The 13,916-nt window shown below is 41.7% G+C and carries 8 protein-coding genes; 7 read left to right on the forward strand and 1 reads right to left on the reverse strand.

All coding sequences use genetic code 11. The features are described 5' to 3' along the window. From ebgA to manA, 4 genes are all read left to right on the forward strand, one after another. Window positions 1-3,162 (forward strand): beta-galactosidase subunit alpha, encoded by a 3,162-nt coding sequence (gene ebgA, locus BSO02S_RS11875; RefSeq protein ID WP_066067069.1) that lies wholly within the window; start codon window positions 1-3, stop codon window positions 3,160-3,162. Window positions 3,163-3,335: 173 nt separating this feature from the next. Continuing rightward, the gene (locus BSO02S_RS11880) at window positions 3,336-5,090 is read left to right on the forward strand and encodes an ABC transporter ATP-binding protein (RefSeq protein ID WP_066067071.1); all 1,755 of its coding nucleotides are present in this window, start codon (window positions 3,336-3,338) and stop codon (window positions 5,088-5,090) included. Window positions 5,091-5,098: 8 nt separating this feature from the next. Continuing rightward, the gene (locus BSO02S_RS11885; protein ID WP_066067073.1) at window positions 5,099-6,919 is read left to right on the forward strand and encodes an ABC transporter ATP-binding protein; all 1,821 of its coding nucleotides are present in this window, start codon (window positions 5,099-5,101) and stop codon (window positions 6,917-6,919) included. Between the two features lie 82 nt (window positions 6,920-7,001). Continuing rightward, a complete protein-coding gene (manA, locus tag BSO02S_RS11890; RefSeq protein ID WP_066067330.1) occupies window positions 7,002-7,988 on the forward strand; it encodes a mannose-6-phosphate isomerase, class I in 987 nt (328 codons plus the stop codon). Window positions 7,989-8,309: 321 nt separating this feature from the next. On the opposite strand, the gene BSO02S_RS11895 is transcribed toward manA, so the two are convergent. Continuing rightward, window positions 8,310-8,789 carry a hypothetical protein gene (locus BSO02S_RS11895; protein ID WP_066067075.1) on the reverse strand — a complete coding sequence of 160 codons (480 nt, stop codon included), beginning with the start codon at window positions 8,787-8,789 and terminating at the stop codon, window positions 8,310-8,312. Between the two features lie 207 nt (window positions 8,790-8,996). On the opposite strand from BSO02S_RS11895, the gene BSO02S_RS11900 reads away from it, so the two are divergent. From BSO02S_RS11900 to BSO02S_RS11910, 3 genes are all read left to right on the forward strand, one after another. Continuing rightward, window positions 8,997-10,037: a DUF3231 family protein gene (locus tag BSO02S_RS11900; RefSeq protein WP_066067077.1), complete on the forward strand. Its 1,041-nt coding sequence runs from the start codon at window positions 8,997-8,999 to the stop codon at window positions 10,035-10,037. A 223-nt stretch (window positions 10,038-10,260) separates the two neighbouring features. Then, entirely contained in the window at window positions 10,261-10,722 is a 462-nt protein-coding gene (locus BSO02S_RS11905; RefSeq protein ID WP_066067079.1) for a MarR family winged helix-turn-helix transcriptional regulator, read from the forward strand. A 3-nt stretch (window positions 10,723-10,725) separates the two neighbouring features. Then, window positions 10,726-13,848: an MMPL family transporter gene (locus BSO02S_RS11910; RefSeq protein WP_066067080.1), complete on the forward strand. Its 3,123-nt coding sequence runs from the start codon at window positions 10,726-10,728 to the stop codon at window positions 13,846-13,848. Window positions 13,849-13,916 lie beyond the last annotated feature (68 nt).

The following is a 13,916-nucleotide window of genomic DNA, read 5'->3' on the forward strand; positions in this document are numbered from 1 at the left end:
ATGGTGCAGAAAAAGAAACATGACTGGGAAAACCTTTCTGTCCTGCAAAGAGGCAGGCTGCCTGAACGGGCATACTTTTTATCGTTTACCGATGATCATGCTGCCCTAACCTATGAAAGAGGAAAGTCGCAAGGGTTTAAGCTGTTAAATGGGAAATGGAAATTTCATTACGCAGAAAATCCAATGCTGGCACCAGCGCAATTTTTCCATGAGGAATTCGATGTAAGCGGATGGGATGACCTTATGGTTCCTTCCCACTGGCAGCTTAATGGCTACGGAAAGCCGCATTATACGAATGTTCAGTATCCATTTCCAGTTGACCCGCCGTATGTCCCAACAGAAAATCCGACTGGGTCATACAAGAGAAATTTCTATATCCCATCGGAATGGCTGCAGCAAAAGGCCATCTTACGATTTGAAGGCGTCGACAGTGCCTTTCATGTTTGGGTAAATGGCAGGGAGGTTGGTTACAGCCAGGGAAGCCGGATTCCAGCAGAATTTGATATTTCTCCCTATATTCGTGAAGGGAATAATACGTTAGCTGTCAGGGTTTATCAGTGGTCTGATGGCAGTTACATAGAAGATCAGGATATGTGGTGGTTAAGCGGCATTTTTCGTGATGTGTATATATTGGCAAAACCTAAGGTCCATATTCAAGACTTGTTTGTCAGAACTAAGTTGGATGAAAACTATGAAAATGCCATTCTTAAAATTGATACGGTCATTGAAAATGGCGGCGAGCAGCAGATTGAAAATTATCAGCTTGAATACCGCCTTCTCAATCAGGAAGGAAACGTAGTTTCTGTAAAATCAAAGGATGTATTCGCCCCAAACCATCAATCTGTCAAGGCACAAATCGACATTCCGGTAGAAAATCCAGAAAAGTGGTCGGCTGAACATCCTTATTTATATCATTTGCTGGTTACCTTGAAAGATGCTGATGGAAATACGCTGGAGATTGTGTCTAATAAAACCGGGTTTAGATCCATTGAACTAAAGGATGGGGTCTTCCTGGTGAATGGTAAAGCCATCAAACTAAAAGGTGTCAACCGGCATGACCATCATCCGGATTTAGGGCGTGCTGTTCCGCTTCAAGCCATGGAGAAGGACATCATCTTAATGAAGCAGCATCATATTAACGCTGTAAGAACGGCCCATTATCCCAATGATCCAAGGTTTTACGATCTTTGTGATGTGTATGGTCTTTATGTTATTGATGAGGCAGACTTGGAAACCCACGGGATTGACTATGTAGGTCCAAGCAATAGGTTAAGCGATGATCCAGAATGGGAAGAGGCTTATGTAGACAGGGCTAGGAGGATGGTTGCTCGTGATAAGAATCATCCGTCGATTATTATGTGGTCATTAGGAAATGAATCAGGATACGGTTGTAACCATGATGCCATGGGCAAATGGATAAAGGAAAACGATTCCACGCGTCTCGTCCACTATGAAGGTGAGTCGGCGAGTATCATGCAGCAAGACGAGAATGATCCTAAAAGGGATCCATCCGTTTCGGACGTTCATACATCCATGTATACCTCTATAGAGATACTTGAAAAATGGGGGCAGAGAACAGAACTAAAGAAGCCGCATATTATTTGTGAATATGTCCATGCGATGGGAAATGGCCCTGGCGGATTGAAGGAATATTGGGACCTCTTTTACAAATACAGAAGATTGCAGGGCGGCTTTGTCTGGGAATGGTGTGATCACGGCATCCGTCAATTTACCGACGAGGGTGAGGAATACTTTGCGTACGGCGGTGATTTTGGCGATACCCCAAATGATTTTAACTTTGTCATTGACGGGCTCGTCAGGCCGGACCGGACACCCTCCCCAGGTTTAATTGAATATAAGAAAGTCATCGAACCGGTACATGTTGAGGCGGTGGATTTGAAAACAGGGGAAGTGCGAATCACCAACCGTTATGATTTCGTTTCCTTTGACCATTTGAACTTGTCCTGGTCGATTGAGGCAGATGGTAAGCCGATTGAACATGGTAGGATGCCGGCACCGGCGATAGCACCAGGTGAAAGTGCACAGCTTTCGATTCCATTTCAGCTTCCTACCATCATCAAAAAAAATACAGATTATTGGCTAAACCTGCAGTTTACGCTGGCAGCTGATACGTTATGGGCGAAAACAGGCTATGAAATGGCTTGGGCACAGTTTGAATTGCCTGTAATAAGCACGTATCGTGAAGAGGAAGCCCAACCGTTGTTTGCACTGCTTGAATGTTTGGAAGCCAATAACAGATTAGTGGTAAAGGGTGAAGATTTCTCTGTTGAATTTCATCTTGTCTACGGAACAATCGATTCATGGACCTATCAAGGACTTCCTCTTTTAATGGACGGTCCAAGGCTGCATTTCTGGCGGGCGTTAATCGATAATGATCACCGCTCCGCTGTCAACTGGAAGCAATTTGGCTTACACTGGCTCCAGCACCGGGTCGATGGTGTGGAGTGGCAGCAATCAGAGAACAAAGACAGGGTAGTGATTACTTCTCGCGTACGGATCGCTCCGCCAATACTTGCTTGGGGGATCCGCGCCGTTTATTCGTTTACGATTTTTAACAGCGGTGAAATATCTATCAATGTGCAAAGCACTATAGAAGGTAATGGACCAAAAACACTGCCGCGGATTGGCTTGCAAATGAAGCTGCCAGTCTATTTAGATGAAGCAGCATGGTATGGAAGAGGCCCAGGGGAGGCCTATAGCGACAGCAAACAAGCCAACCGTGTTGGTATTTACACGAAAATGGTGGAGGAGCTTTTTACCCCCTACATCTATCCGCAGGAAAATGGCAACCGCCATGAGGTCCGCTGGGTATCCATCACGAACAGCAATGGAATAGGCTTTGTCGCTGCGGGAAATCCAAAGCTCGATTTCAGTGCGCACTATTATTCAACGGAAAACCTTGACCAAGCGCAGCATACGTACGATTTGAAAAAACAGGATACGATTACCTTTCACCTTGACTACGGGCAGCATGGGCTTGGATCCGCAAGCTGCGGACCGGATGTGACGGAACCGTATCAGTTAGAAAATAAGGATTTACAATTCGCCGTATCCTTAAAGCCATTTTCAACAGCCGAACATTCACCAATCGAAATCGGCAAGTCTTTAAGGTCCAAGAGGGCTTGGAATGAAGGCAATTAGTTTTCAACGATACAAAATGTAAAAGTCCATGTCTTCTTTTTAGATCATATTTCATGGAAAAACGTTTTTAAAAATAAATTTAGATAACCGAAATTTTAAAATTTAGAAATATTTTCGTGTCCTATTTTATATGATTAAAGCATGCAAAAATTTTTATCAAAAGGGAGGAAAAAATGTTAGTTTTTAAAAAATTAAAGTCGTTTTATCTTCCTTTTAAACAGGATTTCATTTGGTCGACGCTTTTTCTCATCATCATGGCTGGTATTACCGTTGTTTATCCTGTCATTTTACAGATGACAATTGACGATGTGGTACTTGGCAGGCAATATAGCTGGGTGCCATGGATTTCCCTGGGGTTTATCGTGATTATGGCAGTAAAGGGACTATCGGCCTATATTCAGCATTATTTGGCAGATATGTTTGGCATTAAATCAGTGTACAGTTTACGAAATGCCTTATATGAAAAACTGCAGCGGCTGTCGTTCAGCTATTATGATAATGCGAAAACAGGAGATTTAATGTCACGTTTAACCGCAGATGTCGAAGGCTTTCGCTTTTTTGTATCATTCGGGTTTGCAGAGGTACTCCGTTTTGTTATTCAAGTCAGTGCCAGTTTGTGTGTGATGTTCTATTATTCCGTTTCCCTTACCCTGGTAACCATGATTGCGCTGCCATTTTTGAGTGTTGTTGTTTATAAGTTCGATCGAGCCGTACACCCAGCTTTTCGCGGGATCCGTGAATCGTTCGGACGATTGAATACAAAAGTACAGGAAAATATAAGCGGGATCCATACGGTAAAGGCCCTTTCTAAAGAAGGGATTGAGATTGAGCGCTTTAATAAATCAAATCAAGATTATAGGACGAAACAGCTTCGTACTGCATCCGTGTGGTCAAAGTATTTTCCACTAATGGAGGTAATCGGAAATATTTCCGTTGTCGCTTTATTGGCATTTGGAGGATATCAGGTTATAAACGGAGCCTTAAAACCTGGAGAACTTGTCGCCTTTTACAGTCTTGTTTGGTATATTATATGGCCAATCATGAACCTTGGATTCACCATTAATATGTTCTCTCAGGCAAAGGCCTCCGGCGAGCGGCTTCTTGAAGTATTGGAAGCAGATGAAACCATCTATGATGAAGAGAATGTAAGAAGCAGCGGAAAAATGGATGGGCATGTGGCCTTTCGTGATGTGACCTTCCGATATCATCAAGAGGAAACTGCTGCTCTAAAAGAGGTAAGCTTTGATGCGCCGCCAGGTTCAACGATTGGCCTGATTGGCGCAACCGGGTCCGGAAAAACCAGCATGATTCAGCTGCTATCCCGCTTTTATGAAACGGCCGCGGGGGATATTTTGATTGATGGCCATCCGATTAAAGAGTATGGGTTAAAAACACTGCGTTCGCAGATTGGAATCGTGTTACAGGAAACTTTTCTGTTTTCGTCTACCATCAAAGCGAATATTGCTTACGGACGGCCGGATGCGACGATGGAAGAAATTATCGATGCAGCGAAGCGTGCTCAAGCTCATGATTTTATCATGGAGCTGCCTAACGGGTATAACACGATGCTCGGAGAACGGGGAATGGGTCTATCCGGGGGGCAAAAACAGCGGATCGCGATTGCCCGGGCCTTCTGTATGAATCCGGCTATTCTTATTTTAGATGATTCGACAAGTGCCGTGGATATGGAAACGGAATTTCAAATTCAAAAAGCTCTTCGAGAAGTCATGAAGGGGAGGACCACTTTTATTATTGCCCATCGGATTTCATCCTTGAAACATGCAGATGAAATTCTAGTGTTGGAAAATGGGAGAATTATCGAACGTGGACCACATGAGAAGCTGGCAGCCGGTAACGGGGCATATCAAAGGATTTATAACATTCAATACCAGGACAAGAAAGCAATTATGCAAAAGGCAGTAAGGTAGGTGGAATCATGGAAGAAAATCAAAAGAAACAACTGATATTAGAGCGGTTTCACTACTCTCAGGATGAAGTGATTGATAAATCGTTTAACTGGAAACAAATGTGGCGCTTGTTGCAGTATCTGAAACCCTATGCTAAAAATTTATTGCCCCTTTCGTTTATGACGGTCATCATTTCAACAGCGATTCGTTTAATCATTCCGATTTTGATCGGGGTTTATACACTTGACAGGGCGATTATTGAAAAAGATACCACCTTATTAATGAAGCTTGTTCTCATCATTTCGGGGTTATATGTATTATCGTATGTCGTCAATTTACTAAGAATCCGCTGGATGAATGAGCTAGGGCAGAATGTCATTTATGATCTACGAAAGCATTTGTTCACACATGTACAATCATTATCACATAAGTTCTTTGACCAGCGTTCGGCCGGGTCCATTCTGGTTCGGATTATGAATGACATTAACTCCCTGCAGGAATTGTTTACAAGTGGTGTGATTAATCTATTAACCGATTTCCTGCTTTTGTTTGCTACCATTTTTATTTTGTTTTCCTTAAACGCCAAACTCACCCTTGCGATTATGGTTATATTGCCGATTATGTTTTTCATCTCCACAAGCCTTAGAAAAAAAATCCGGCTGTCGTGGCAGGCGGTTCGGCTTATCCAGTCAAAAATGAATTCCCATTTGAATGAAAGTATCCAAGGAATTCGGGTTACGCAGGCATTTAGCCAAGAAAATGAAAACATTCAATTTTTTAAGGGAATCAATCAAGAAAACTATCAAACTTGGAAACAGGCTGTGCAAAAAAATGCGATGTTTGGACCAATTGTCGAGATGACGAATGCTGCAGGGACGGCTATTCTAATCTGGTATGGGGCTTTCCTTGTTGCAGGCGGTGAATGCACAATCGGGGAATTCGTATCATTTGCCTTTTATTTAGGCATGTTTTGGGAGCCGATTTCCCGGCTTGGGCAATTGTATAACCAGCTCCTGATTGGGATGGCGTCCTCGGAGCGGATTTTTGAGTTTTTAGATGAAAGACCGATTGTGGCAGAGACTCGAAAGCCGTTGGTGCTTCCTTCCATCCAAGGGAATATTGATTTTGAGAATGTCGAGTTTTCTTATGACACAGCTCGGAATGCATTAAACGGGGTTTCCTTTTCTATAAAAGCGGGTGAGACCGCAGCGCTTGTCGGGCATACTGGATCAGGAAAGACGACGATTGCAAATTTGATCAGCCGATTTTATGATTCGACTGAAGGTATTATCAGAATCGATGGTCAGCCGATTCAAGAATTGTCAATCTCAAGCCTGCGTTCGCAAATTAGTGTGGTGCTGCAGGATACATTTATTTTTTCAGGTACGATTATGGAAAATATCCGCTTTGGCAATCCGAAAGCAAGTGATGTGGAAGTGATGGCTGCAGCGAAGGCAGTAGGTGCTGATCCATTCATTACCCAGCTATCAAATGGATATCAAACAGAGGTGGAAGAGCGGGGCAATGTTTTGTCAGTGGGAGAACGGCAGCTGCTTTCCTTCGCAAGGGCCCTTCTAGCTGATCCAAAAATTCTCATTCTAGATGAAGCAACTGCCAGCATTGATACGGAAACAGAAGTAAAGATACAAACGGCTTTAAAAACGTTATTAAAAGGCCGCACAGCCATCATGATTGCTCACAGATTATCCACGATTAGGGAAGCCGACAAAATTATCGTACTCGACCATGGAAATATCCTTGAGCAAGGAAACCATGTCACATTAATGGCCAAACAAGGAGTTTACTACGATTTAGTGAAAGCCCAATACAAGATGCTCGATGTGGGCTAATCGGGGTGCCTGAGGGCGCTCCTCTTTATGGTAACCCGTTAGCCCTTCAAAATCTCTTGGAGAATGAAGTTTGCTAGCTACAATGATAGAATGCAGTATAGTTGATTTGTGTGGAGGTAATAATTTGCAACCGTTATTTTTAAAACCAGTTTTTAAAGAAAGAATTTGGGGCGGAACCGCCTTACAAAAGGAATTTGGGTATAAAATCCCAACGGAAAATACAGGAGAGTGCTGGGCGATTTCTGCTCACCCAAACGGTCCTTCCATCATTGAAAATGGTTCGTTTGCGGGCATGGCCTTGAACGACTTATGGCGTGAACATCCTGAATTATTTGGGAATCCTGAAGGAGAGGTATTTCCTCTGTTAACGAAGATTTTGGATGCGAATATGGATTTATCCGTACAGGTTCATCCGGACGATTCCTATGCAATGGTTAATGAAAATGGTGAGCTAGGCAAAACAGAATGCTGGTATATCATCGACTGTAAAGAGGATGCGGACATGATCTTTGGTCATAATGCCGGTTCTAAAGAGGAATTGGTTGAGCAAATAAATGCCGGGAAGTGGAACGATTTACTGCGCCGAGTGAAGATTAAGCCGGGCGACTTTTTCTATGTTCCTAGTGGTACGATTCATGCATTGTGTGAAGGAACCCTAGTTTTGGAAACGCAGCAAAGTTCCGACACAACCTACCGGGTTTATGATTATGATCGTCGGGATGCAGAAGGGAATTTGCGCGACCTTCATTTAGAAAAGGCGATGGAAGTAACGACTGTTCCGCATAAGGATACGGTAAGTACGCCTGTAGTTAAGGCGCGGGGAAATGCTAGGATTACAACTTACGTTGAGTCTGATTTTTTCTCTGTCTATAAATGGGATGTTAGCGGTAAGTCTGCTTTTTCTTTTAATGATCAATATTTGCTTCTTAGTGTCATTAAAGGAGAAGGGTCACTTTTCCATTCTGGAGAGCATTATGAATTGAAGAAGGGGACTCATCTGATTATCCCTGTTGGCTTTGGTGAATTTGAAGTGGATGGAGATTGTGAATTGATCGTTTCGCATACATAATTGGGTGTAATAGTAGAACTTTTCAAGAACACAAAACAGGTTTTCAATCTAGGGATAGCAGGAAATTTAGATTGAGGTTGCAAGTGAAATTGTGAAGGTGGTTGGTTGTCACAATATCCCCCAGGGACGACACAAGATTCCCATAAGTGAGGTTACTCCGTTTTCCCGCTGACTAAACTTAACAAATAGGCCCCATACTGGTATGGGGCCATTCCAGTTGAGCAGCCGAACTGAGATCCTTTTTCAAGGTTGCATTTTCTCGACATTCTTTAGGTTAGAAATTTTTCTGCCAAGTGTGTTTTCCCAAGGAGCGATTGGATTTCACTCTTTCGGAAGGTACATTGTTTGATGGGTTAGTCTTTCATAAACTTTTTGGAATCCGTAGTTTAGGAAGGCATCTGCCAAAACTAATAGAAAGAAATAACTAGATTTCACTTTTATTGTAAAAATATTGAGTTTTTTGAATAGGGCTATGACCGGAAAGGCATAAATTAAATCTCCCACTATATTGATTAAAGCGTATAAAAGAAACTTCCCCTTTGATAAATAAAAAACCCATATATTCAATACGATGTAAGGACCAAATAAAAGAAGGAACGCCGTATGTGTCATATTTTTTTGACCGCCTTTTACCTTCCACCATTTATGTGTAGTAAAGAAAAAAATTTCGCACATAAGGATCATCGAAGAAAACAAGGTAACTGGTAAATATTTGACGAACAATTTCTTTTTATCGGGAAGAAAAATAACAGAAAGCCAAGAAACTAAAAACAGGGAAATCCTAATGCCGACTTGTAACATGTAATCATTCCTTCTAGTTTTTAATTAGTTTCGTAATAAAAATATATTCTTATTCAACGGGTTTATAAAGTTAAAAGGGAATAGCTATTTGCTAGACGGGTATGGGAGTTTTTCTTTTCAACTATGAATAATTTTTGGTGAATAAATCATCCTAATAAAGGTTTGAAGGTTATGTGAAATATTAAACCTTTAGGGAGGAAAACTCTAGTGACGATTTCAAATGATGATGAAAAAGTGATAGCTGAACATAATATTGGACTAACTGCATCGGAAATGGGTTTTCTTTGGGCACAATATATAAACGATTCCTTAGCCATTTGTATTATGAAATATTTTAAAAATATTTGTAAAGATAAAGAAATCCTACCTCTTATTGAATATTCCTTAAGTATCGCCGAAAATGACATTAAAATTATTACAGAAATTTTTACTAAAGAAAATCACCCTATACCAGTAGGATTTACTGATGACGACGTAAATATGAATGCACCAAGATTGTTTTCAGATGTATTTATCCTCATGTATATTCAAAAATTAGAAGCTATTGCAATGGCAGGTTTTGGTCTAGTAATTGGTGTTTCGGCACGTTCGGATGTAAGTGATTTTTTTAGAAATTTACTATTATCTGTTTCTGAATTACATGATCAGTCGAGAAAGGTATTATTATCAAAGGGTGTATATATTAGACCACCGCAAATACCAACACCAAATAAGGTGGATTTTGTAGAAAAACAAGGTTTCTTATTTGATTTTTTAGGTCAGCATAAGCGGCCATTAACAGCAATTGAAATTACACATCTTTTTATAGGTATCCAATCGAACGCTTTAGGGAAAGCTTTGATGATGGCTTTTGCCCAAGTGTGTAAGGATGAAGATGTAAAACAATTCTTTTTGGAAGGGAAAGGAATTTCTACTAAGCATGTGAAGAAATTTAGTTCAATCCTTATTAGCGAGGATATTCCTGCGCCAATGGGCTGGGATGCCCTCGTTATGGATAGTACCGTTGCGCCCTTTTCCGATAAATTGATGATGTTTCATACCACATATTTGATTGCCGTCGGGATAGGGAGTTACGGCACAGCAGCTGGAACTTGCCAAAGAATGGACTTAAATGCAACCTATACTCGCCTTGCGGCTGAAATTGCTTTGTTTGCGGAAGATGGTGCGAATATATTAATAAAAAATGGTTGGTTAGAAGAACCACCAAAATCAGTCGACCGCCAAGCCCTTGTTAAACAACCAAAGTAAATTAGGTGCCTGGCACGCCCCGAATTTTGTCGAAGTTTGATGGGTTGTGCCACTGAATAATGATAACAATCATCTCCCGGGCGGTAGATGTTGTATGGAGAAGTGTTAGCCATTGCACTTCTCTTTTTTATTCTGTTTTTACCGTTGACAACCAACTAAGCATGTAATAATCTTAAATGGAAAAATGGTTCAATTGGTTAACCATTAGCGAGGTGAACTTTATATGGAAGATACGTCCATCAAAGAGTTGGTTGATAGTTATATTAACCTAACCTTCTCGATTGAGAAGAATAGCGTGCAATTAATTAAAGGACAAATCAGAAACGATTTAACAAACGACCAGCATTACATACTTCGGTACATTAACCAGAAGGAAGAATGTACCTCTTCAGAGCTTGCTGAGGTGTTTCATGTGAAAAAGAGTGCGATTACCGCCATTATTGAGCGATTGTGGAAAAAAGGATTCATCCAGCGGACGCGCGATGAACAGGATCGGCGTGTCGTCTATCTTACCTTAACAGATGATGGGAAAGATTTATTTCAGGAAACAGAATTACGGATTTATCAGCTGGTCGGGTCATTGATTAATCAATTTGATCAGGACGAAATTGAAGTGTTTATGAAAACATATGAAAAGCTGAATCGAATTATTTTGGCAACCAAAGAAGAGATGTTGGGGGAATAATCTGTGAAGAAAATCATTAAAGGAAAATGGTTTGTCTTACTTGCCTGGATTGTTGTCGCGGTTGGTTTGTTATTTGTTGCACCAAACATGGCAGACCTTGTGAAGGAAAAAGGTGAAATTAAGGTTCCCAAGGGCTATTCATCCGCATTGGCCGGACAAATCATGGCTGAAGTCCAAGAACAAAAACATATTGGTAATACGGCAACCGTTGCTCTTGTTTTTCATAGTGATAAAAAGCTGACGAAAACGGAAATATCCGAGGCGGAGCGGGGCGTTCGCGAGCTCGAGGCGGGTAAAAAGAAGCTGGGAATTACCGAGATTTTGACCCACTTTACTGAACCGAATTTAAAGGATCAACTCGTTTCAAATGATGGAAAAACGATTATGGTATCCATTAAACACACCCGGAATCAGAAGATGGGAGAAAAAGAACTACGCGCGCTTTTTTATAAAACGATTGATGATGTGAAGGTCGATCATTATTACACAGGCGGCTGGCTGATTAATGAAGCATTAATGACCAGCTCGCAGGAAGGCTTGAAGAAAACAGAGGGGATTACGGTCGTCTTTATTTTAGCCGTCTTACTGCTCGTCTTCCGCTCTGTCGTTGCTCCCGTCATTCCGCTAATTACGGTAGGGTTCAGCTATTTAACGGCGCAATCGATTGTCTCCTTTTTAGTTGATAAGGTTGACTTTCCAATTTCGAGCTACACACAGATTTTCTTAGTCGCTGTCTTGTTCGGTATTGGAACGGACTATTGTATTTTACTATTAAGCCGCTTTAAAGAGGAGTTAGCTGACCACGAATCGATTACAGATGCGATTGTTGCGACCTACAAAAATGCCGGCCGAACGGTGTTCTTTAGTGGGGTTGCCGTTATGATTGGCTTTGCCGCTATTGGTTTTTCGCAATTTCAATTGTATCAATCCGCAGCAGCCGTCGCTGTAGGGGTCGCGATTCTGCTTATTGCCTTATTTACGATTGTTCCGTTTTTCATGGCTGTGCTTGGGTTGAAAATTTACTGGCCATCCAAAAATGCAGCAGGGCACAGTGAAAACAAATTGTGGGGGGCAGCAGGGAAATTCGCACTGGCTAGACCATTACTTGCCTTATTAGTTGTCGCTGCGGTTTGTGTCCCTTTCCTTGTCACGTATGATGGGAAATTATCCTTTAACTCGCTTGAAGAGGTGAGTGGTGATATTCCAGCCATCAAGGGCTTTAATGCCATTGCCGACAGTTTCAGTCCCGGCGAGGCGATGGCGACACAGGTCGTCATTAAGAATGATGAAAAAATGGACTCGATTGAATACTTGAATCTGACTGAAACGATTTCACAGGATTTAGAAAAGGTTAATTTAGTGGATAAAGTCCGTTCGGCAACAAGGCCTGTTGGCGAGCCGATTGAAGATTTATATCTTTCAAAACAAGCCAAAACATTGGGAGAAGGCCTTGGTGAAGGGAAGAACGGCATTGATAAAATAAGCGATGGATTGCATCAAGCCGAGGGTGAATTGGCCAAATCTTCACCACAATTAAAAACTGCGACCGATGGCATTGGCACCTTGGTGTCAGGCACCAGTCAGCTTCAATCAGGTCTAATTGAAATTCAAAGTAATTTGGCGAAGATTGAGGATGGAATTCGAAAAGGTTCGGCAGGTTCGACACAAATAAAGGATGGCTTGGCTCAGGCTAAGTCTGGTGCAGAGCAATTAGCAGCAGGGCATCAACAGCTGCTAAAAGGATACCAAGACATTGGCGGAAATCTAACGAATCTAAACAAAGGGTATCAGCAAATTGGCCAAGGATTGGCCGGAGTCTCAGCCAATCTAGCGCAAATTACGAATGAGGATTTTTCAAAAATAGAGTCGGACTATAAAGGGATTAATAATTCTCCTGAATATGGAAAGATTAAAGGGACTGTCTTAGGTGTTCAAGGTCCCTTAGCTGATTTGTCAAAGAATTTAACACAGTTAAATTCGGGGCTTAAGCCACTAACCGCTGGGCTAAATACGGCTACTACCAATTATAAGAAAATAGTCGCTGAGCAAGCGGGGCTAGCGAACGGCATGCAAGCCTTAATCAATGGGATTGCAAAACAGCAGGCCGGTTTTGACCAATTAGCCAATGGTCAAGGACAGATTGTCAATAACTTTCCAAAAGCTACGAATGGTTTATCAGGTATTATCCAAGGACAGCGTAAATTACTTGAAGGATTCGGTGGTTTAGGCGATCAAATGACTAAATTAACAGATGGTCTGGGTCAAAGTGCGGATGGACTTGATCAAGTTTCTAAAGGGTTAGCGTCTGCCCAAGATTATGTGTCAGGTTTGTCCGTCAGCTCTGCGTTTTATTTGCCGGAGGAGATGCTGACAAGTAAAGACTTTGCCCAAGTACTTGACACTTATTTCTCACCAGACCGCAAAGTGATGACAATGGATGTGGTTTTTAAAGAAAGTCCTTATTCAAATGAAGCGATTGATCAGGTCAAGGAAATTAAGTCGACCATTAAACAGGCAGCAAAAGGGACAAAGTTGGAAAATGCCGTTGTCGCCGTTGGCGGGATCACCAGTACCAATGCAGATTTAGAAACGATGTCCAAGCAGGACTACAGCCGGACGGTAATCTATATGCTAATTGGGATCTCGATTATCTTGATTTTCTTATTCCGTTCAATCATTATGCCGGCTTATTTGATTGTTTCGTTAATTATTACCTATTATACGGCGATGTCGATTAATGAAGTGATCTTTACGAAGATCTTTCACTATACGGGCATCAGTTGGGCGGTTCCGTTCTTTGCCTTTGTCATCCTCATGGCACTTGGTGTTGACTATAGTATTTTCTTAATGGATCGGTTTAATGAGTTTAGAGAATTAACGGTACGTGATGCCATGCATGTAGCCATGAAAAAAATGGGTACCGTCATTATTTCTGCCGCTATTATTTTAGGGGGGACATTTGCGGCGATGATGCCTTCTGGAATGCTATCACTATTACAGATTGCCTCGATCATCTTAACAGGACTCTTGCTATATGCATTTGTTATCTTGCCGCTGTTTGTTCCAGTCATGGTAAAAACCTTTGGCGAAGCAAACTGGTGGCCGTTTAAACGACCAACAAACTAATGTAGCGGTGCCAGGCACGCCCCGAATTTTGTCGAGATTTGTAAAGTTTAAGAGTAATAATGTCTTAT

It is taken from the genome of Neobacillus soli NBRC 102451, assembly GCF_001591665.1.
In the GTDB taxonomy this organism is placed as follows: domain Bacteria; phylum Bacillota; class Bacilli; order Bacillales; family Cytobacillaceae; genus Neobacillus; species Neobacillus soli.